This is a genomic window from Adhaeribacter radiodurans (assembly GCF_014075995.1).
In the GTDB taxonomy this organism is placed as follows: Bacteria; Bacteroidota; Bacteroidia; order Cytophagales; family Hymenobacteraceae; genus Adhaeribacter; species Adhaeribacter radiodurans.
The window spans coordinates 1,437,233-1,459,689 of sequence record NZ_CP055153.1; the positions used below are offsets into that span (position 1 = coordinate 1,437,233).

The 22,457-nt window shown below is 40.3% G+C and carries 16 protein-coding genes; 3 read left to right on the forward strand and 13 right to left on the reverse strand.

The features are described 5' to 3' along the window. Window positions 1-48: 48 nt before the first annotated feature. Complete coding sequence (locus tag HUW48_RS06145; RefSeq protein ID WP_182414846.1) at window positions 49-2,352, reverse strand: LysM peptidoglycan-binding domain-containing protein; 2,304 nt, start codon at window positions 2,350-2,352, stop codon at window positions 49-51. A gap of 469 nt (window positions 2,353-2,821) precedes the next feature. Between HUW48_RS06145 and htpG the strand changes: the two genes are divergently transcribed. After that, window positions 2,822-4,645, forward strand: coding sequence for a molecular chaperone HtpG (htpG, locus tag HUW48_RS06150; RefSeq protein ID WP_182414847.1), 1,824 nt, complete (start codon window positions 2,822-2,824; stop codon window positions 4,643-4,645). A 291-nt stretch (window positions 4,646-4,936) separates the two neighbouring features. On the opposite strand, the gene HUW48_RS06155 is transcribed toward htpG, so the two are convergent. The 4 genes from HUW48_RS06155 to HUW48_RS06170 all read right to left on the reverse strand — a co-directional run bounded on the left by HUW48_RS06155 (window position 4,937) and on the right by HUW48_RS06170 (window position 9,170). Continuing rightward, window positions 4,937-5,461 carry an NADPH-dependent FMN reductase gene (locus tag HUW48_RS06155; protein ID WP_182414848.1) on the reverse strand — a complete coding sequence of 175 codons (525 nt, stop codon included), beginning with the start codon at window positions 5,459-5,461 and terminating at the stop codon, window positions 4,937-4,939. Between the two features lie 164 nt (window positions 5,462-5,625). Further along, complete coding sequence (locus HUW48_RS06160) at window positions 5,626-6,381, reverse strand: succinate dehydrogenase/fumarate reductase iron-sulfur subunit (protein WP_182416288.1); 756 nt, start codon at window positions 6,379-6,381, stop codon at window positions 5,626-5,628. 185 nt (window positions 6,382-6,566) lie between these two features. Beyond that, a complete protein-coding gene (locus tag HUW48_RS06165) occupies window positions 6,567-8,480 on the reverse strand; it encodes a fumarate reductase/succinate dehydrogenase flavoprotein subunit (protein ID WP_182414849.1) in 1,914 nt (637 codons plus the stop codon). 18 nt (window positions 8,481-8,498) lie between these two features. Next, complete coding sequence (locus HUW48_RS06170) at window positions 8,499-9,170, reverse strand: succinate dehydrogenase cytochrome b subunit (RefSeq protein ID WP_182414850.1); 672 nt, start codon at window positions 9,168-9,170, stop codon at window positions 8,499-8,501. Between the two features lie 391 nt (window positions 9,171-9,561). Between HUW48_RS06170 and HUW48_RS06175 the strand changes: the two genes are divergently transcribed. Beyond that, complete coding sequence (locus tag HUW48_RS06175; protein WP_182414851.1) at window positions 9,562-12,309, forward strand: T9SS type B sorting domain-containing protein; 2,748 nt, start codon at window positions 9,562-9,564, stop codon at window positions 12,307-12,309. A 209-nt stretch (window positions 12,310-12,518) separates the two neighbouring features. Here the strand turns inward: HUW48_RS06175 and HUW48_RS06180 are convergent, their stop codons facing one another. Continuing rightward, window positions 12,519-13,748 carry an RNA polymerase sigma factor gene (locus tag HUW48_RS06180; RefSeq protein WP_182414852.1) on the reverse strand — a complete coding sequence of 410 codons (1,230 nt, stop codon included), beginning with the start codon at window positions 13,746-13,748 and terminating at the stop codon, window positions 12,519-12,521. A gap of 42 nt (window positions 13,749-13,790) precedes the next feature. Continuing rightward, window positions 13,791-14,144: a YciI family protein gene (locus HUW48_RS06185; RefSeq protein ID WP_182414853.1), complete on the reverse strand. Its 354-nt coding sequence runs from the start codon at window positions 14,142-14,144 to the stop codon at window positions 13,791-13,793. A 548-nt stretch (window positions 14,145-14,692) separates the two neighbouring features. Between HUW48_RS06185 and HUW48_RS06190 the strand changes: the two genes are divergently transcribed. Then, window positions 14,693-16,153: a polysaccharide lyase gene (locus tag HUW48_RS06190; protein WP_182414854.1), complete on the forward strand. Its 1,461-nt coding sequence runs from the start codon at window positions 14,693-14,695 to the stop codon at window positions 16,151-16,153. 347 nt (window positions 16,154-16,500) lie between these two features. On the opposite strand, the gene HUW48_RS06195 is transcribed toward HUW48_RS06190, so the two are convergent. From HUW48_RS06195 to HUW48_RS06220, 6 genes are all read right to left on the reverse strand, one after another. Then, complete coding sequence (locus tag HUW48_RS06195; protein ID WP_182414855.1) at window positions 16,501-17,643, reverse strand: DUF3179 domain-containing (seleno)protein; 1,143 nt, start codon at window positions 17,641-17,643, stop codon at window positions 16,501-16,503. A gap of 564 nt (window positions 17,644-18,207) precedes the next feature. After that, window positions 18,208-18,636 carry an ester cyclase gene (locus HUW48_RS06200; RefSeq protein WP_182414856.1) on the reverse strand — a complete coding sequence of 143 codons (429 nt, stop codon included), beginning with the start codon at window positions 18,634-18,636 and terminating at the stop codon, window positions 18,208-18,210. Window positions 18,637-18,710: 74 nt separating this feature from the next. Further along, window positions 18,711-19,283: a Crp/Fnr family transcriptional regulator gene (locus tag HUW48_RS06205; RefSeq protein ID WP_182414857.1), complete on the reverse strand. Its 573-nt coding sequence runs from the start codon at window positions 19,281-19,283 to the stop codon at window positions 18,711-18,713. A 127-nt stretch (window positions 19,284-19,410) separates the two neighbouring features. Continuing rightward, window positions 19,411-19,995, reverse strand: coding sequence for a hypothetical protein (locus tag HUW48_RS06210; protein WP_182414858.1), 585 nt, complete (start codon window positions 19,993-19,995; stop codon window positions 19,411-19,413). A 275-nt stretch (window positions 19,996-20,270) separates the two neighbouring features. Then, entirely contained in the window at window positions 20,271-21,227 is a 957-nt protein-coding gene (locus HUW48_RS06215; protein ID WP_182414859.1) for a nitrilase family protein, read from the reverse strand. Window positions 21,228-21,268: 41 nt separating this feature from the next. Further along, a complete protein-coding gene (locus HUW48_RS06220; RefSeq protein ID WP_182414860.1) occupies window positions 21,269-22,330 on the reverse strand; it encodes an NAD(P)H-dependent flavin oxidoreductase in 1,062 nt (353 codons plus the stop codon). Between the last annotated feature and the right edge of the window lie 127 nt (window positions 22,331-22,457).

Sequence of the window (22,457 nt, forward strand, 5' to 3'; positions counted from 1 at the left end):
AACCTATAACTTGCAACTTGTAACCTGTAACCTATAACTTGAAACCAACTACTTCCGGCTACTGGATTTTGGTTTAATAGTAAGTTTTTCACCCGGCGCCACGCTGAAATCCGATTTGTTGTTCCAATCCATAATTTCTTTAATGGTAACTCCGTATTTCCGGGAAATCTGGTACATAGATTCGCCGGCTGATACCACGTGTTGCGTAGTTACCGCATTTGCCGTAGTAGCCCGTTCGGTTACCGGTGGCATAGAAGCAACTGTTACTATTGGTTTCGTAACTACCGAAACACTTTGAACAGGAGTATCGGTAGGCGGAGTAAGCCGTAGATTTTGCCCAATAGCTAATCCTAAAGTGCTTAAATTATTCCAGGTTTGCAGTTGATTTACCGGAATATCGTAAAGCCGCGAAATACTATACAAGGTTTCACCCTTCGTAACCACGTGTTCGGTTATAGTTACGGAAACCGTGTTGGCAATAGTTCCTGACGGAGTAATATTTACTTTTTCTTTCGAATTAACTGTATCTGAAGTTTCGGAAGCAGTGGCTATAGATTCTGAATCAAGAAGAACAGAATCATTGGTTGAAGTTCCTTTCCGGTTAGGATACAAATTCTGGTTTTTAGGCTCCGTATTTTGGGCAACTTCCTCTTGAGATTCTTCACTGGCTAAAGTAGAATCTACTATCACATCGTCTTCGGAATCTGAAACTTGAGCAACATCGCTCGAAGAGGATGCCTGATTTTCTGATTCCTGAATGGAATCATTTTTGGAGGTAATTCCCGTTTCGGCTTTTGAACCTGCATTAGGTACCACGGGTGCAGTAGCTACTGGTTCAGTATCGTCGGCTTCTTCATTTACTTCGGTCAGATTTTCGTCTACTTCTACGGGTTGGGTATCTACTTTTGCTACTTTTTCCGGATCTGGTTTTACTCCGAAGATATTGGCTAACTTATCTTCAACTGTATTTTTTGGAGCTGGTTTACTAACTGGGGCCGAAGATTTTTGGGGAGCAACTTTGGGCTCGTTTTTAGCAATTATAAGGGGCTTTTCCGGGGTTTGTGGTTGCGGAGTAGGAGCCGAAGGTTTAACTTCCTGGTATTCTACGGGTACATGGCTTGGCCGCCGTTGCTGCAACCACATAACGCGACCCGCTAGCAGACGCTCATTTTTCCGCAAGCGGTTATACCAAAGCAAAGATTTTACTTTTACCCCAAACTTTTGCGCTACGTTCCAGGTTTGTTCTCCCTCCTGAACTGCATAGTAAGCGGTACTGGCTTTGCTGCCTTTTCGTTCTAAGTAATACGTTTCGCCGGCAATTACAGCATCGTGGCTCCCTAAATCGTTATACTGCCGGAAACGTTTGCTGCTTACTTTACCCGCTTTAGCCAAATTATCAATCGAATCGCCCTGGCGGGCTACAATTGCTTTTAAACCGTTATGCTTTTTAAGAATAGCCGGACCAGGCAAAGAGCTGGATTTAATTGGACTAGCTGCGGGTATTCCAGCTTTGTTGGCGGCCAGTACAACTTGTTGCTGATTAACGTTGGTTACGGGTACCAATACCGTATAGGGCTTATTACCGGGTACAACACTGCCACTCAGCCATTTATTATACTTCTGAATTTCGGCATAATCGGTTTGTGTAGCTAATGCAACATCGCTTAAACTTTGGCCAACAGTTACGGGTACTTCCTGCAATACAATCGGGGGAGAAGGGTTTTTACCAATAAAATTTTCGAAAGCAACTTTATGGGCCAAAAAGGTTAAAATATACCAATTGGTTTTACCGGTTACTTCCATTTCCTTGCTACCTGTGTGGTCTGATTTAGCATGCGATTTGGCGCCGGTAAAACCTAAATAATACGAAAGTAAGGTGTTAAACCAGTTTTTATAGTAAATAGAATTGCTTTTTACTAAGTATTTAGCCGCCCCCCGGCTGGAGTTAACAATGTGCTTGCGTTCGTCTACATCCGGCGTTATAAGTAAACCATGATCCGCGGCGGCTTCTTTTTTAAATTGCCAGAAACCTACCGCATTTGAAGTAGAAATAGCATCCGAAACTAGACCGCTTTCCTGTAATACCAGGTATTTAAAATCATCGGGTAAGCCTTCTTCGGCAAAAATGCGGGATATAATCGGGAAATAAGCGTCGGCTCGATCTACTTTCGCCTGAAAATACTGAGGATATTTGAGCAAACCATCTACCTGCTTCTGAATAGCTTTTCGGGCATCTTCGTTAATTATTAAATGCTGATCAGCAAAATAAATATTATCCGGTACTACTACAGTTTGGGCCTGGGCCACCAAACAAAATAATCCGAACAGAAGCAGTAAGAGATTCTTCTTCATGGTATTCAGCAATTAAATTTAAATTAAGAGCGCACTTCAGCTAATTGGGTAACCCGGGCAGTATTGTTTGCTCGCTAGTTTGCAGCAGAAAGTATCGAAAATATTGGATATACCCAGAAGCAAATTACCCTATTTAAAACCAGATAGTAAATTTTTGCCGTAATTACTTCTCTACATTTTTTCCACAGCTATTATCCACATAGGTTAAATGTTATTTTGGGTAATAAATTGTTAATTAGGTTTTTAGCGGGAGATTTGGTGTTGATTTTACCCACTATTATATTTTTTGCGTACTACTTCTGTTTTAGCCACCCGTATTGTTTGACTTGGAACGTAATCTCAGGAAAAAGTAAAACTGCCAAGCTGTCACGTTTTAAAGAAAACTTTTCGGCTGGAATAAATTTTGAGACCGGGCATTTATCCTACAACGTAAACGAAAACAGACTTAATATAAATTATAAAAAGCATTATGGCAGAAAAAGGTAATATTTCGATTCACACCGAGAATATTTTTCCGATTATTAAAAAGTTCTTGTACTCCGACCACGAGATTTTTTTGCGCGAGCTGGTGTCAAACGCCGTGGACGCATCTCAAAAGTTAAAGCGCTTATCGGCAATTGGCGAGTACAAAGGAGAGTTGGGCGACCTGAAAGTGAAAGTGGCCGTTGATAAAGAAGCCCGTACTATTACCGTAAGCGATAACGGTATTGGTATGACTGCCGAAGAAATTAAAAAATACATTAACCAAATTGCTTTTTCGGGCGCTACTGAGTTCGTAGAAAAATACAAAGACAAACCCGACGCTAACCAGATTATTGGTCATTTTGGTTTAGGTTTCTACTCCTCGTTTATGGTAGCGGATACCGTAGAAATTATTTCGCAATCGTATCAGGAAAACACTACTGCTGCGCATTGGGTTTGCGACGGCTCTACGGAATTTACTATTTCCGATACGGAACGTGCGGAACGGGGTACTGACGTAATATTAAATATTGCGGCTGATTCGGAAGAGTTTTTAGAAGAAGCCCGCATTCAGACTATCCTGAATAAATATTGCAAGTTTTTACCGGTACCAGTTGAGTTTAAAGGAGAAATAATTAATAACCCAACCCCAATCTGGACCAAATCGCCTTCCGAATTAACCGACGAGGATTACAAGAATTTCTATAAAGAGCTGTATCCGTTCTCCGAAGATCCGCTGTTTTGGATTCACTTAAACGTAGATTATCCTTTTAACTTAACGGGTATTTTGTACTTCCCGAAACTGAAAAACGAGTTCGAATTTCAGAAAAACAAAATACAGCTGTACAGCCGCCAGGTATTTATTACCGATGAGGTTAAAGATGTAGTACCAGAATTTTTAATGTTGCTGCACGGGGTTATTGACTCGCCGGATATTCCTTTAAACGTATCCCGGAGTTTCTTGCAAGCCGATTCGAACGTAAAGAAAATCAATACTTATATTACTAAAAAAGTAGCTGATAAACTAGCCGAAATCTTTAAGAAAGAGCGCGAGAACTTCCAGGACAAATGGAACGACATTAATATTTTCGTGAAATACGGTATGCTGTCCGACGATAAGTTTTACGAAAAAGCCAAAGATTTTGCGCTTTTACAGAACATTGAGGGCAAATACTTTACCATTGACGAGTACAAAGATTTTATTCAGGCCAACCAGAAAGACAAAAACGATAACCTGGTAATTCTGTATACTACCGACGAAGATAAGCAACATGCTTTTGTGGAATCGGCTAAAGACCGTAGCTACGATGTTTTAAAGTTGGATACGATGATCGATAGCCACTTTATTGGTATGCTGGAGCAAAAGCTGGAGAAAGTTACCCTGAAGCGCGTAGATGCTGAAACAGTTGATAAACTCATCGAAAAAGATGAAACCAAAGAATCGGTTTTGAGCGAGGATGAGAAAACCCAGCTGAAAGAAATTTACGAAAAGGCGATCAATAATACCAATATGCACGTTACCATTGAGCCACTTTCGCCGCAAGACCAACCGGTGGTAATTACTTTACCGGAGTTTATGCGTCGAATGAAAGATATGAGCAAAACCGGTGGAGGTGGTATGATGTTTATGGGCAATATGCCGGATACGTACAACGTAAGCGTAAACGCGAACCACCCTATCAACAACCGGATTTTAAGCGCGCAAGACGACAGCAAAGAAAAAATTGCGAAGCAAGCATTTGACTTAGCTTTATTGTCGCAAAACATGTTAACCGGTCCGGCCTTAACTGCCTTCGTAAAACGCAGCGTAGAGTTGATCGAGAAAGACTAATTTTTAAAATTTTTAATAAAACAAAAAGGCCGGAACTGCTCCGGCCTTTTTGTTTTATGCCCTAAAGTAAATAATAGCCGGAAAACAACACTATGGCACCCACTATGGCGCGGAAGTTACTTCCGTGACTTGCCAATGAGCTTGGAGAAAGGCTATTGTTTAGTAAAAAATGACCTTGGCTTTTTTCCTGGAAGGCGCGGAAGTAACTTCCGCGCCATAGTGCCATAATTAGGTATATATAACTTATAGGTTGCTTTACAAGTAAAGAATCATTTAAACTGAATTATTTAATTAAAAATCGATAAAAGAATCTATCTGCTCTAGCAATAAGCTTTCGTACAAAGGATTAGTTAGTTCCCCGTTAGCCAGGCTCTTAGAAATATAATTTAATCGCGGTTTAGCGGCTAATACGTGCATGCCCATGTAATGTAAAATATCAGTCAGGTGACTGAGCGCTAAAGCCCCGCCTTGCGAACCAGTAGAGATGCCCACCATCGCTGCTTTTTTATTCTTGAAACTTCCCGGATAACTCAGGCCATCAATAAAGGCTTTCAGCACGCCCGGGAAAGATGCATTGTACTCCGGCACTATAAAAACAAACTTATCGGTACTTTCAATTAATTTGGTTAGCTCGTTATACTGGTCGTTTTTACCGGCGTTGTGGTACAAGGCGGTAAAAACAAAATCAGCCGGCAAATCCATTAAATCCAAAATCTGATTGGGCATCTGGCGTTTATATAGCAAGCGGGCATAAATATCAGAAATAACGCGGGCGTTGGAACGAGGACGATTGGTGCCGGATATAATGGTGATCATGAACGAGAATTTTAAAATATAGACCTTTGGTATTTGCTACCATTAAAAGTACATTTTTGTTTTACAACTGAGGATTTCATTAATAGCAAAAGAATACCGGTTACTAAAAGGCCATAAAAAAAGCGAACCTTACGATTCGCTTTCAATAATAGTAAATTTAGTAATTAACCTACGTTTTCGGAAGTAAGTTTAGCACCCAGGTATTCCCGGTTAAGCATTGCTATATTCTCCAAGGAAATTCCCACCGGACATTCGGCGGCGCAGGAACCAATGTTGGAGCAGGCACCAAATCCTTCGGCATCGTGCTGGGCTAGCATATTTTCAACGCGGGTTTTGCGCTCTACTTTTCCTTGCGGTAATAAAGCTAACTGCGATACTTTGGCACTTACAAATAACATGGCCGAAGCATTTTTACAAGCTGCCACGCAAGCACCGCACTGAATACAAGTAGCGGCATCAAAAGCTTTATCCGCAATTGATTTCGGAATTGGAATTTCATTGGCATCGGGTACTCCACCGGTATTAACGGAGATATAACCACCTGCTTGCTGAATCCGGTCGAGAGCGGAGCGATCCACACTTAAATCTTTGTGCACCGGAAAGGCATCGGCGCGCCAAGGTTCAATAGTAATGGTTTGACCATCCTGAAATTTACGCATGTGCAACTGGCAGGTAGTGGTACCTTTTTCCGGACCATGCGCCCGGCCGTTGATGTACATGCTGCACATACCGCAAATTCCTTCGCGGCAATCGTGGTCAAAAGCAATTGGGTCCTCGCCACTCAGAGTTAAATCTTCGTTTACCACGTCTATCATTTCCAGAAAAGACATGTCAGGCGAAATGTTATTAGCATTATATGTAACCAGTTTACCTGGTGTATTTGCATTTTTCTGGCGCCACACCCGAAGGGTCAGGTTCATGGGCTTTGCATTTGGGTTATTACCAGCCATTTTATCTTTAATTATGAATGATGAATAACAAATTAGAAATTATGAATTAGAAATTAGAAATGGCTCACTGGCACGTATATCTTCTTTTTTGTCCATTTCTTATTTTCCCAATTTAAATTTCTAATTCATAATTTCTGATTTTTAATTTGTTAAAATTATTTATAACTCCGTTGAGTGAGTTTTACATTTTCGAAATTAAGCGTTTCCTTATGCAAGTTTTCCGGCTGGTTATCGCTGGAGTACTCCCAGGCAGCTACGTAGGCAAAATTCTCATCATCGCGTAAGGCTTCGTTTTCCGGCGTTTGATATTCTTCCCGGAAGTGGCCACCGCACGACTCATTCCGGTGAAGGGCATCATCTACCATTAATTCACCTAACTCCAGAAAATCAGCTACCCGTCCGGCTTTCTCCAGAGTCATGTTCAACTCTTCGTTGGCTCCTAAAACCCGCACGTTGCGCCAGAAATCTTCGCGCAGCTCCCGGATTTTTTGCTTAGCATGCTGCAATCCTTCGGCGTTACGGGCCATACCGCAATAATCCCACATAAGTAAACCTAATTCTTTGTGGTAGTGGTCAACGGTTTTGGTGCCATTAGTAGATAAAAATTGATTTACCCGGCTTACTACCTGCTGTTCGGCTTGGTTGAACGCCGGGTGATCAGTTGGTATTTTCTGAGCCGGCATTTGTGCCAGGTAATCACCGATAGTATACGGAATCACAAAATAACCATCTGCTAAACCTTGCATCAGCGCCGAAGCACCCAAGCGGTTAGCACCGTGATCCGAGAAATTACACTCCCCGGTAGCGTACAACCCCGGTATAGTCGTCATTAAATTATAATCTACCCACAAGCCACCCATTGTATAGTGTACTGCCGGGTATATACGCATAGGTGATTCGTACGGATTTTCGCCGGTAATTTTAGCGTACATATCAAACAAGTTACCGTATTTCTGACTTACCTTATCTAGTCCATCGCGCTGAATGGCATCGGCAAAATCGAGGTAAACGGCTAAACCAGTAGAGCCTACCCCACGACCTTCGTCACATGCTTGTTTGGCATTACGCGAAGCCACGTCGCGCGGCACCAAATTACCGAAAGATGGATATTTACGTTCCAGGAAGTAATCACGTTCTTCTTCCGTAATATCCTGCGGAGCGCGTTTATCTCCTACTGCTTTAGGCACCCATACCCGGCCATCGTTCCGAAGAGACTCCGACATTAAAGTTAATTTAGATTGATAATCGCCGGATACTGGAATACAGGTTGGGTGAATTTGAGTAAAGCACGGGTTAGCAAAGAAAGCGCCTTTTTTATGGGCCCGCCAGATGGCTGTAGTATTCGAACCCATAGCATTGGTAGATAAGTAAAACACGTTACCATAACCACCAGTAGCTAAAATTACTGCGTGTCCGCTGTGTCTTTCTATTTTACCAGTAACTAAATGGCGGGTAATAATACCGCGGGCTTTGCCATCTACTACTACTAAATCCAGCATTTCGGTACGCGGATACATTTTTACTTTACCGGCTGCAATCTGTCGGTTAAGGGCACTGTAAGCTCCCAATAATAATTGCTGACCAGTTTGACCCCGGGCGTAGAACGTGCGCGATACCTGCGCACCCCCAAACGAACGGTTAGCTAATAAACCGCCGTATTCGCGGGCAAATGGTACCCCTTGCGCCACACATTGGTCTATAATGTTAACAGATACTTGCGCTAAGCGGTACACGTTCGCTTCGCGGGCCCGGTAATCGCCCCCTTTTATGGTATCGTAAAATAACCGGTACACGCTATCACCATCGTTCTGGTAGTTTTTAGCCGCGTTAATACCACCCTGAGCCGCAATACTGTGGGCCCGACGAGCACTATCCTGGTAGCAAAATGCTTTTACATTATACCCCAATTCAGCTAAAGTAGCGGCAGCCGAAGCGCCAGCCAAGCCAGTACCTACTACAATAATATCGTATTTTCTTTTGTTGGCCGGGTTTACCAGCTTTACGTTAAATTTATGTTTTTCCCATTTTTCGGCTAAAAGGCCTTCGGGGATCTTCGCATCTAATATCATATAAGCAGATGAATTAAATTAACTCTGAAAGAAAAAGTAAAGCGGCATGGCGGCAAAACCTAAACATACCAAAATAGAGAAACCATAGCCGATTGCTTTAATAGCAGGCGTGTATTTTTTATGATTCAGGCCAAGGGTCTGGAAGGCACTGGCAAAACCATGAATTAAGTGAAAACAAAGGGCTGCCATGGCAATTACGTATAATAATACGTACCACCAAATCTGAAACGACTCCACTACCACCATGTATAAATTCTCGTTACCATAGGAGTCAGCGGGAATATCGCCAAAGCGGGCGCGCCAGAAAAAGTTATACAAGTGTACCAGTAAAAACACCAGTATCACGGTTCCTAACAAGCCCATGTTCCGCGACGACCAATTGCTGTTTTGGTCGAGGTGGTTAACGGCATATTTTACCGATCGGGCACTTTTGTTGCGGGAAGTGAGCATGTAGGCATCGTAAATATGAAAAAAGAAGCCTAATAAGAGTACAATTTCCAACGTCCGGATTACAGGATTATGCCCCATAAATTCCGAATAGATGTTAAAAGCCTGGCCAGCATCGTTTTTAAAAAGCTGCAGGTTGCCAATTAAGTGAACTACTAAAAAAGAGCAGAGAAACAGACCCGTTATGGACATAATAACTTTTCTGCCGATGGTACTAGAGAACGTTTTTGTGAACCAACTCATTTATACAAATAAAGTTTAAGTGATAGGTTAAAGCAATGTTTTGTTACGTTTTCAAAGGTAATGGCGGAGGGTATATAAAACAAAACAAATGCATATTTTGAATGAATCTAAATTAGGAGAGCAGGGCCACTATTATCTTGAATACTGCTGTATGTATAACAGTAATTATTTTTGTTTTGTTACTAAATTATTATACGTTTATCCGAATAAATAATTAAAAAGATATTCCCTGATATATGGGCAACGGAAAGTAAAGACTATGTCTGATTAGAAGGAACTTCTTTTTACTCACTTAAAAAATATGCCTTTAATAATTATTTAAATATAATTATTGTCATAAAATAATATCAATTTTACCAACACCTACGTTCTATTGCTAAAAAGCTTTTCTATGCGAATAAACTTACCCTCCAACATATCAATGCCGGTTTTCTGCGTGTGGGTACTGGTTTGGTGTTTGGGTTTTTCTACCACGGTGCAGGCCACACACATCCGGGCCGGCGAAATAATTGCCCGAAGCGATACTACTTTACCAGCCGCCAACCGCAACCCGCTTCGTTATTTTTTTAAAATGGTACAATATGCGGATGTAAATTCGCAGGCCGATAACCCTACGGCTATGGTAAGTTTCGGGGATGGAACCTATACAGCGGAGCCTGGTGCCCCTAGAACTGTCCACAGAAAAATAACTCCGGATACTTGGGAAAACGTGTATTATTTTGAACATACCTATAGTGGTCCAGGTACTTTTACCGTTGTTTATTACGAAGTAAACCGCAGTAAAAACGTGGTTAACATGACCCAATCCGACCAACAGGATTTTGTAATAAAAACAACTCTTACCATTGATTTATTTGAGCCCATAAACCATACTCCACAACTTTCGGTGCCACCGATTGATGTGGCTACCTCGGGTCAGCTTTGGGTGCATAATCCCGGCGCATTCGATGCCGATGGCGATAGTATCGCTTTTCGTCTGTTTCCCTCGCAACAGAATTTAACCGACGATTTAAAAATGCCTATGTTAGCCGATGTTTTTGGCTTTCAATGGCCAAATATGTTTGGGGGAACCGCTTTACCTAATCCGCCAGGTGGACCACCTACGTTTACCATTGATGCGGTAACCGGCCAAATTACCTGGAACACGCCTGGGCGCCTGGGGGATTATAATGTGGCTTTCTTCGTGGAAGAATGGCGGGATGGCCGTAAAATAGGGGAAGTACTCCGCGACATGCAAATCCGGGTTTTGCCCACGGATAATCGCCCACCTGTGCTTAACCAGAAAGATCTTTGCGTAATTGCCGGAACTTCTATCCAGGAAACGATTACCGCCACTGATCCGGATCCGGGTAATATATTAAAAATAGAAGCGTATGGGGGTATTTTTCCACCGGCTACTTTCAAGCAAATTAACAATAACAATGGTCAGTTTAACTGGCTTACCAGTTGTTTAGATGTGCGGGATAAACCTTATCAGGTAGTTTTCCGGGCGGTAGATAATGCGGCCATACCGTTGGCCGACTTAAAACCCTGGAGTATTCGGGTAATTGGTCCGGCCCCGCAAGGCTTGACGGCTACAATTGAAGGTGGCGGAATAAGATTAAACTGGCAAAACTACGAGTGCGAAGGCGCCGAGAAACTTTACATTTACCGTAAAGAAGGCGAATCTAATTTTGTTCCCGAAGTATGTATTACCGGGGTACCGGCATCTACCGGTTTCGTGCGCATTGGCGAAGTGAATAACGGGGAAGTTACTTTTTACGATAACGGCATAGCCGGAGGCTTAAAACGGGGCCAAACGTATTGCTATACCATTTACGCGGGCTGGGCACCTCCGGGCAACGGCGAAAGTTTAGCGGCTGCTCCCGTTTGTGTTACTTTACCGGATAATGTGCCCATGCTTACCAATGTAAGTGTTACGGAAACATCGACCACAACTGGTAAAATTCTAGTGAAATGGACCAAGCCACGCGAAGGAGTGGAAGGCTTAACCCCACCATTGCAATATCGCTTATCCCGAGTCGAAGGGCAGGTAGGTACTGTAGCTGCGTTTGCACCTATTTATCAAACTAATAATTTAAACGATACTACCTATACCGACACAAACCTGAATACCGAAGAAAACGCGTATACGTATAAGATAGAGTTTTTCCATTCGCCTAATGGGGGTACGCCTTCGGCTTTGGTAGATACGGCTTCCCCGGGTTCTAGTGTGCGACTCACTTCGGCTTCTGAAAATAAAACCAACGTTCTGACCTGGACTTACCGGGTACCCTGGAATAATACGGCGCGCAAGCATTTAATATACCGGCGCATTGGAACCAACTTTGTTTTAATTGATAGTGTAGATGCTACTTTAACCGGTGGTACTTACACGGATCGGGGTACTTTTAACAACCAGCCCTTGCAGGAAAGCCAGGAATATTGTTATTACGTAACTACCAAAGGGCGTTACGCCAATCCGAAGATTCCGTATTTACTGCTCAACGATAGCCAGATTTCCTGCGTGCAATTTGAGGATATAACAGCTCCGTGTCCGCCGGTGCTTAGTTTAAATCAGCTTGATTGCGATAAGTTAACAGCTAATACTCCTATTCAGAACATTTTAACCTGGGTACCGAATGTTACCCCGCCGTGTAGTCCGGATATTGCTTACTATACTATTTATTTTAAAGCTTCACCGGAAAGTGAATACGATTCTATCGCCACTACTGGTCCGGATATTACAACGTACACCCACCAGAATTTAACATCATTTGCGGGTTGCTACGTAGTTACAGCTACGGATGCGACTGGTAACGAAAGTGCGGTTAGCAACGAAGTTTGTAAAGACAACTGCTTCTACTTTAGTTTACCAAATATATTTACGCCTAATAGCGATGGTAAAAACGACGTGTTTAAACCCGACGATAAGCGGCCAAGCTTTATAAAAGCAACTAAGTTTACGGTATTTAACCGTTGGGGCGCTAAACTGTACGAAGGTAGTTCTGATCCGTTTATAAACTGGAGAGGAGTAGATAATAGCGGTAACAAAGTACCGGATGGCGTTTACTACTACCAGGCCGATGTAGAGTTCTTTACTTTAGATCCTGCCAATGCCCGCAAAACGTACAAAGGTTGGGTAGAAATTGTGCGGTAAGGCAGTTAATTTCTTGGGATATTTAAAACAAAAGGTTGAATTTTTTCAGCCTTTTGTTTTTTGCACGGCGAACTTATACAATTACTATTCCGAAATGGCTGATTTTACTATTTCCAAATCTTCCAGTGGCCGAATTTATTTTTGATGATCCAAGTTTCTAAGAAATCGATACAACATACAAGAAAGTCGTTTGTCTACTATCTCCATACTTATGTCTTTAATCTATCTATTTTCTTCTGAATTATTTGCTTATCCGGTTGAGTTTTAGCCAATGTAAAAGCAGTTTCGTAGCACGCCATGGCTTTATTATTATCTAAATTCTCGTAAAGTTCTCCTAATAAAGTATGATAATAATGGTTGTGGGTAAGTTGTAGTTTTTCTGCTTGAATAATTGCTTCTTGTTTGCCGTTGGCTTTAGCCAATGCGTACGTCCGATTAAGAGCCGCTACCGGCGAGTATTCGAGTACCAATAATTTGTTGTACAGTTGCAGAATATTTTCCCACTTTTCTGGAGTGTCTGCTTTTTGAGTGTGCCAATAAGCAATGCTGGCCTCTAAATGATATTTCGAAATTTTATTTCCCTGGGCGGCTAGCTGCAAATAGTAAATTCCTTTTGTAATTAATTCCCGATTCCACAGCGTTTCGTCCTGGTCATGGTACAGAACAAGTTGCCCATTTGCATCTTTCCGAGCCGGAAATCGCGATGCATGAAAACACATTAAAGAAAGTAAAGCATTTACGGGAGGAAGATTAGTTTTCTCGTTTTGTAAGAGCAGGTAAGTAAGCCGCATTGCTTCTAAACAAAGATCTTCCCGTAAAACAGCATCCCTACTCTCGGAGTAGTAGCCTTCGTTATAAAGTAAATAAAGCGTAGTGAGCACGGTTTCCAGCCGCTTATCTATTTCAGTAGATGGTGGAAATTCCAGTTGTACCTTTTCCTGCCGCAACTTTTCTTTTGCCCGGAATAGCCGCTTATTAATGGTTTCTTTGTTCGTTAAAAAAGCATTCGCAATCTCGTCTATGCCAAATCCGCCCAAAATACGCAAAGCCAATCCAATTTGTGCTTCCGAAGCAATAGCAGGATGGCAAACTGCAAATAACATTTGTAATTGACTGTCAGTAATGTTTTGAGCTGACAAGTCTATTTCAATTTCAGGAACATTGGGGCAAGTAGATTTTACCTGAGGTGCGATTTTTCCGGTAAATAAGTAGTGGCGGTTGATGTAATTTTTGGCTTTGTTTTTTGCTACCGTGTACAGCCAAGCCGTCGGGTTTTCAGGAATACCCTGGAAGGGCCAGGTTTCGAGGGCTACCACAAACGTATCACTGGCAATATCTTCGGCTACTTCCAGGTGTTCTAAACCTAAAAATTTACTTATAACCGCAGTAATTTTGCTAAACTCCGTTCTAAATAAATGGGGTACTAATTCGTGTGACATAACAAAAAACGCTTCTGCAAAAATACAGAAGCGTTAAATCTTTTAATGAACATTGTCTGCTTTTGCTATTTTTCGTACTTCCACGCTATTGCCTTCGCCTTGCAATACCGGACATCCTTTCGCAAATTCCACGGCTTCGTCAACGGAATTGGCTTTTACAATAATGTAACCGCCAATGGTTTCTTTAATCTCACCAAAAGGTCCGTTGGTAACCACGTTGTTGGGCCTTACTACTCGGGCATCGTCGAAGGGTAAGCCAGTGCCGCTACTAAATTTGTTTTGAGCTGCAATACCGCCAATCCAGTCCATTGTTTGCTTCATCCAGATTTGTATTTGCTCCGGCGATGCTAGTTTCTGACCATCTTCGTGCCGGAAAATCAAAATAAATTCATCCATTTCGTTTTTAATTAATAGTTATTGAATATACTAATTACAACTCAATAGCAAACGAGATTAAACTAATTGGACGGGTGCGGCTACATTTATTTATAAAATTAACTCTACTAGAATTCAAGACATCTACTTTATTAGGAAATAATTGCTTCCCCATTATTAAATCCGCTGGCTGCATTCTTTGATCTTTATTAATTTATATTAATTTTCTAATATAACAATTGTATTATTATAAATATTCTGATGTGAAGGAGCGAGTGTGTAATTTCTAGCCCCGTTTTTGTAAACGAGAGGTAAATCGTTATTGAAAGAAGAAAATTACTAAATAAAATGTCATTAAAGCTGATTATTAAGGTTAAATATTTAAATAATACCATTTTATAAAATCTTGTATTTGGTTAATGTTTAGTCTTAATACCTGCCTTGGTTTCTTAGAAGTTGTTTAAAAAATTGTACTTAAAATAAAAAATAAAATTTAATTAAAATTCTGAAAGCTATACTATATGAAAAAAAATCTACTTGTTGGTTTGTCTTTTTTATCTTTATTAACTATGTCTTGCGAGCAAGATGAATTAATTGCTCCGGATCCTGTTTCCGCTTCTAAGGTTTCTGCATCAAACGCTATTATTAGCTCAGATGGTCGGCCAAATTTATTATCCGAAGCTTTGTTTGAACCCAGCTTAAGTTCTTATTTCAGAAAACAGGTTTATACTACCTACGGGTTTACCAGTAGTAACGATTTTGTGAGAAACGGGGCAAACGCCGCCCGGTTTGAAATGCGCAACGGCGACGGCAGTGTTCGTTCTGAAATTCTTTTGCCCGCTGAAACCGAAAGTAACCGTTGGTACGGTACTAGTTTGTACTTGCCCAGCGACTCCTGGGAAAGCGATTATAATGCAGAAGGCTGGGACATTATCTCGCAGTGGCATGCCGTAGAAGATGCCGGCGAAGATGCTCGTCTTCCCCCGCTTTCTTTAACTGTAGCAAAAGGCCGGCTTTCTTTTGTTATTAACTGGGCAACCGAGGCTACTAATACTAATGGTTCGGTAAGCGGCAAAAAAGTATTTGATTTAGGTCCGGTAGAAAAAGATAAATGGCTGGACATGGTGTACCACATTAACTTCTCGCACGAATCGGATGGGGTACTGGAAGTATGGAAAAACGGAGTGAAAGTGGTAGATTATAAAGGCCCTAATTGTTACAACGACCAGGTTTACCCTTATTTTAAAGCGGGTATTTATAAGAGAAGATGGTACGATGTTACAAAACGGGTTTTATATATAGATGAGGTCCGGACCGGTAACAGCGATGCTACTTATAAAGATGTAGCTCCTACCGGTACTATTAACCCACTAACTTCTATGCCAATAACTAGTGCTTCTTCCTCGTATTTGGTACAACCTGTTAAAATTAGCTGGCTTAATGCGAATACCAATCAACTGCTCAAAACAATTACGAATGGCGACACTTTAGATTTAGCTAACATAAACACCAGTAATTTAAACATAGCAGCTATTACAAGTAACTCTCCCGACAGCGTTAAATTTAATTTAACCGGTACTAAAACGCAAAATGTTACGCAAACAGGGGCTCCTTATGCCCTGTATGGTTATACCAACGGAAATCCAAACTCCTGGACACCGGCTATTGGCAGCTACACTCTTACTGTTACCACTTACAGCACCAGCGGAACCAATACCAGTTCAGTAAAATTTACCGTAGTAAATAATGCCACCGATGGAACAGGTACGCCAGTAGCTAGTATTGTAATTAACGATAACGCTTCCGTTACCTATTCTAACCAGGCTACTCTTACTATTAAAGCTGTAAATGCCACTCACATGCGGTTTTATGATAATGCCAACAGCACCTGGACAAACTGGGAACCAATTGCCGCTACTCGTCCCTGGACTTTATCTAGTGGAGCCGGCTCTAAGTGGGTAAAAGTGCAGGTTAAAAATGTTATGGGTATTATGTCGGCTACTGCCTCTGATGGTATTACTTTAAAATAATAATTAAGCACAAAGCATTCTAAAATATCCAATTTAAGTTGCAAGTCCCTGGTTTAAATAACCAGGGACTTTTTTGTAAGGTATAAACAGGTATTTTAAATCAATTATAAATTTAAAAAATTAGAAGAAGCAGCAAATGAGTTATTGTACCTCTAAATCCTTACTTTATTTGCATTATAATTTTAGGAATGGATTAGCCTAATATTTGAAGAAAGTAGTTCTTATTTGAATAATTATGTTGAATTGAAGCAAATGAAGGAATAGCTTTCATTTGCTTTATTGTTTTAAAATAGACTATCAGAAATAATTTTACTAAATATGTATGAGGCAATATTCAACCAGTTGAATTAATACTTTTTAGTACCCGGATGGAAAGTCCGCCAACTGTGCCAGTATTCCTGCGAGGCATCTAGTTTTACTAAGTCAGGTACTAAGGGGTTAATTGCTGAGCCTAGTAAATTGTAAGTGTTAAGTGGGCTTTGCAACCTATTATTCTGGAAAACAAAATTTTGATTTTTATCTGTGCGTTGTAAAGCAGCAAAACTTTTATTATCGCTGCCTATTACCAGAGCTATTGGTTGCCCGTTTAGTTCGTCGTAAATAATGCGCTCTTTTAATAAAGTGTTCCAGTCATAAGCTTTACTTTCCCGGCCAAGTACAACGCCTACTACCCACGACTTATCTTGCCACGAAAGCGTATCCCGACGCGTTAATTTGCTCTTGCGCTGGCCGGTTTCGTAATTACTTAAGCTATCGTACTCGGCGGTAAAATCGTGGTCAGGTTGCATTATAAAACTATTCGGATTTAGTTCTAACCACTGACTTAAAGCCATTTGGGAGCTTTTTACTTCGGGTAAACTTTGCCCGGTTAATTTTCCGGCTATAGCCTCCCCGGTAACTTGCCGCCACCAGCTCTTGGTAGTTTTATCTTCGAACATAGCATTAAAATGATCCATGCCTACTAACCGGAAAGTTTCGGGTTTCCCATTTACCTGGGGTTCAAACACGCGCCCCGTACGGCAAACCGTACAATACGTAACCATAATGGGTTTTTTAGCAATGGTATCTATTACTTGATGATGATAGCCTAAATACTGAATGGGGTATGCTTTCGCCTCGCCATTTAGTGCAACGCCGAGTACTAACCGGTCCAGATCTACTTTATTTTCATCGGCGTTACGCATTTTTACAGTTCCAGGAGTTAAAAACATAGAGTCGGCGGCCATTTCAAAATTAGCGGCATAGGTTATTCCGGCTACTACCAGCAAAAAAAGCACGGTTAAAATTCGGGAGCTTTTAAAGGCATTTATAAATCCTACTATAATAAAAAGCGCAAAAACTACCCTAAATATCCAGCGCCAGGAGTAAAGGAAATAAGCGAAGTGAATGCTGTTCATCTCCTGGCTGCCGGGCATGGGCATTATAAAATACACATTGGCTAATTCAAATAATATAAGACCAATGATGCCTGCGTAAAATAGTTTTTTCATAAGGTGTAAAGTACCGTACAAGCGGCTACAATAAATTAAACAGCTACCGGAAAGCTTTAGACTAGCTGATATTAATCCTTCCCTAAATTAAAAGAATAATAGTAATAAAGAACTCTTTACCAGGAGAAGATGGAGAAAGGTACCTGGCTCTACTGAATATTTTGGTGGCGTTTAGTAAAAGAGGTAGTAGCTGGCGTAGCGTTTGTTGGCTTTGTTATTTATCTAACCGAAGCAAAGGCTTCATTTACTATTTCAGGGTAATATACATTGGGATATTTACTAATTTTCAGGTCGCCATTCAGCACGAGTGGCGACCTGAAAATTAGTAATGTCTTCTTATAATTTTAGGAGCAGCGTTAGGGTTGATTGTTCTTTCATTTACAAATTCCTGGGTTCAGAACCTGTATTTTTGTTTTTTAAATTATTAAATAAATGAACAAAATCAATTCAATATACCGGATGTTATGATACACGAAATAGTAGATTAATCATCATATGCCTAATTCTAACCTCTGATATCATGATACTTGTGTCTCTTTACTAATTAAGATAAGGAGCTTAGCTTTATTGCGCTATTTTACAACCTTGAGCTGCCTTTTTTAATTGGTTTTCAATAGCTTGACCATCTATTAGGGCTGCGTGTTCTATAATTTTTCCATCTTTCATTAAAAAAAACCGGTAACCGGCAGCTTCTATTTCCATACCTGTAGGTTCGATCTGGCGCCAAACCCCAATATGTTTCAGTTTCATTTTAATTTTAACAATTCCTTTTTCGCCTTCTGTAACTAAATCTTCAATAATGGTTTGATGTTCGAAGGAAATGCCGGTTCCTAAAATCCATTTTTGGCTACCTTCTTGGTTGGCCGGCAAGGTAGCAGGTAAAGAATAATCTTTAAAGTTAGGGTGCAGAAATTCATCCATTTTCTGAAAGTTGCGGTTGTTCCAAATTTGCTCAATAAATCCGGAAATTAAGGTTTTTGCTGATGTTTGCATAGCATTAGGGTTTGTTTGTGATATGCAAAATTGGACTTTTAGAAACTGGAAGACCTGTGACAAAAATCACAAAATTATTTTTTTAAGTTTTTATTCCGAATGCGACTAACCGTTTCGCGGCTAACTCCCAGGTAAGACGAAATCTGACTTAAGGAAACCCGTTGCAAAATCTCCGGGTGGTTTTTTGTTAAATATTCGTAGCGCTGCCCGGCGGTAAGTAATTTAAAAAGGTTACTATGTTCTTCCTGCCGGCTTATCATTAGTTCCAGCAATTTACGGCCGAATGATTCTATTTCGTGCGATTTCTGGTAAGCTTCTAATAATTTGGTTTTTTGTAGTTTAATTACTTTTAAATCTTCACAAGCTTGAATAAAATAATCAGATGGGACATTTTGAGTAAGGCTTTTTATGTTGGTGGTAAAACTATTTTCGAAAAAGAAAGCCGTATTTATTTCCATTCCGTCTTGGTTGTAAAAAGCCCGGCAATATCCTTTGGTAATAAAATAGATAGAAGCGCAAATTTCCCCTTCGCGCACTAAATAATCACCTTTGGGTACAGTTAAACTAATTAAATCTGCTCGAAGAATATTCCAACTTTTTTCAGAAAGCTCTGCAATGCTTTGAATAAAGGCGTATAGTTCGGTCATAACTGTGGATTTTGAAAGCGTTGGCGTTTGCTTTGCAAGTAAAATTTCCTGTACTCCTTTTCTTAAATTTACTTTTTAGACTAATCTGTAGCCGATTTTAAGATTTTAAATATTAGTAACAAATGTTCTATTCGCGCCACTCCGCTAAACCATTTTCTTTCGTTATCCAGTCGAGCAGAGATATTAAAATATCAATGTTCCAGGTGTTGGCAAAGTAAAGGTTGGTATAAACAGAGGAATCGTTTTTATGGTTTAAAACCAGCCGATCGTACAATACTTCGTAATGAAGATTTTCCCAACTAATTTGTTTTTGCTGTTTAATTAGGAATATGCCATTTTTATGTAACTGGCATTGACCAATTTGCACAACATCGCCAGCTAAAAGCAAATTTTTATTTTTTCTCCAGATGGTATCGGTAGCCTTCTCCCAAACTTCTTCTATTATCCGGTTACAAACATTCGTAAAGTATTCCTGGCTAATACCAAAGTAGCTCCTGAAAATTAAATTTAGTTGTTGCGTGGGTGTTTTAAACCCGATGTGGTATTTTCTGCCAACCAAAAATCGATAAAAAACAATGGCTTGAATGTCGTAGATTATCTCCGTTATTTCTTCTCTTTTAATTACTAATTTCTCTAATTGGATGGTGGTATCGGTAATAATTAAAGTTTTGTCTTGTTTACCAAAGGAACTCACCTTTACCTGCTCATTCACTTATTCAGTAGTTTAGAGTGAAATATACGATTCCGTATTTGTTTTTATCTGCTTACAAATTGATAATGTATAACCTTAAAAGAGGTACTAAACTTAAAACTGTAAAATCAAAATTTAGTTTATTTCAGGCGGCCGTACGTTTTACAAAGTATTTCTATTTAGTTTATTTCTAATTCTTAAACTCGCTTATTAAATTTTTGTATTGATACCACATACGATGACCATGACCCAACTATGCAGGAATATTAAAATAGGTGCTTTTGATTTCCTGACTACTAGTTTTCGCCTGGATTTAGCCAAACAACTTTTTGATCCGGGGTGTGGGGCTGACCAATAATATCGCGGTACAAATCTGGTCTTCGGGCTTTTTTGTAGCGGTAGCCGCCCGCATTTTTAAGTTTATCGGGTGTAATTGTTGCCATTTGAATATCATTACCAAGCAAGTGGCATTCGGCAATTATGTCTCCGAAAGGGTCAATAATCATGGAGCAACCGTTCTTTAACTGGTCATCGTCCATGCCAATTGGGTTAGAAAAAACTATATAAGCCGCATTATCGTAAGCCCGGGCCGGTAACCACTTTATTAACCAATCGCGCCCTTTCATCCCGTTAAATTCTAAACGCAAAGAGGTAGGATCAGCTTCGCGGTTCTCCCAAAGATTGGCATCTACAAACCCGGCACCCGGTCGGGTAGAGGGGGTACACATGGTAACATGGGGTGTAAAAATAATGTCGGCACCTAACAAATTGGTAGCTCTAACATTTTCAATGATGTTGTTATCGTAACAAATTAAAATTCCACATTTCCAGCCTAGTAAATCAAAAACGCAATAGCTGTTGCCGGGAGTAATATGGGGATTAATAAAAGGATGTAGCTTCCGGTATTTGGCCACTAGGCCAGTCTTGTCCACGCAAACGTATGCTTTGTAAATTTTATCTTCGGCGTCTTTCTCAAAAAGCCCGGCCAGAACGGCTATATCTAATTTTTCAGCAATTTCCGTTAAGCGCTGTATGCTGGGGCCATCCGGAATAAATTCGGCTAAGTCCAGCATTTGCTCTTTGGTTAAATTGCGGGCAAAGGTATAGCCCGTTATAGAACATTCGTGAAAAGCAGCTACCTGGGCTCCCTGACTGGCAGCTTGTTTACTTAAACTTTCAATTACATTTAGGTTATAAGCTTTGTCGCCGCTTTTATTTTCGAATTGAGCAGTGGCTATTTTTATATTTTCCATTATTTAGTTTTGAAAGGAAATAAGGATTGATAAAAAGTAAATTAAGGTAAAGATTCGGTTTCTTTAATTAATTTCTGAAAGATTTCACCAGCGGGTTTACTTTCGGCTTTAGAAGCTGACTGTCCGGCCCAGAGGGTAGTAAAGTCTTTATTGTTTTGTTTTTGCGCCAGCACCCGTAATGGAGTAGTTAAAGCATTCTGGATTGGATAGTCCGGAATAGCTAAACCCGAATTCTCTACTTCCATCATAAACTTATTTTGGATTCCACGGGCCCACCGGCCCGAAAATGTTTTGGTTAATACACTATCAGTTTCGGCAGCATCATGAATAGATTTTTTATAAGATTCAATAGCTAGGCTTTCGTTGCTGGATATAAAGGCTGAACCTAATTGTACTCCTTTTGCTCCTAAAGTAAAAGCAGCTTTAATAGTTTTTCCGTTATATATACCTCCAGCGGCCAGAACAGGTACCTGGCAGTTTTCGGCTACCAGCGGAATTAAAGAAAAGGAGCCAATTAAAGGCAAAGTTTTACTATCCAGAAAAGTACCCCGGTGACCGCCTGCTTCCATGCCTTGCGCAGTAATACAATCTATTCCATTTTGTTCTAATAAAGTGGCCTCTGCCAGGTAAGTGGCAGTACCAATTAATACAGTTCCTTTTTCTTTAAATGCATGTATTACTTCTTTGTTTAAAATGCCAAAAGTAAAACTAACTACTGGAATGTTTTCTTCTAGCAGAATATCAATTTGTTCTTCGTAAGAATGAAAAATAATAGAATTTAAGTCTGGTTTAGGGTAATTTATTTGGTGTTGGGCGCATAGTTTTTTCAAAAACTGAAGCATTTGGTCTGCCTGAGCAGTATTTACTGGTGAGTTTTGATGCGCGAACAAGTTAACGGCAAACGGTTTAGTAGTTAAAGCTTTTGTTTGAAGGATAAGCGAACGAGTTTGATCTGGGGATAAACCACCTACTGGTAAAGAACCTAAACCTCCGGCATTAGAAATAGCAGCTACCATGGCCGGAGTAGTTACGCCCAACATAGGCGCTTGCACAATAGGGTAAGAAGTTTTTACTAAACGAGTTAACTCATTTTGCCATTCCATCAGCTTTTCTATTTAAGATTTTAAAAAGTAGCTAAATGCAGATGAATATAAACCTATTTCATTTCTTTATCCAAATATTTTAAATGGATAAAATACTATTTATTAAGAATTACTAAACGAGGAATTG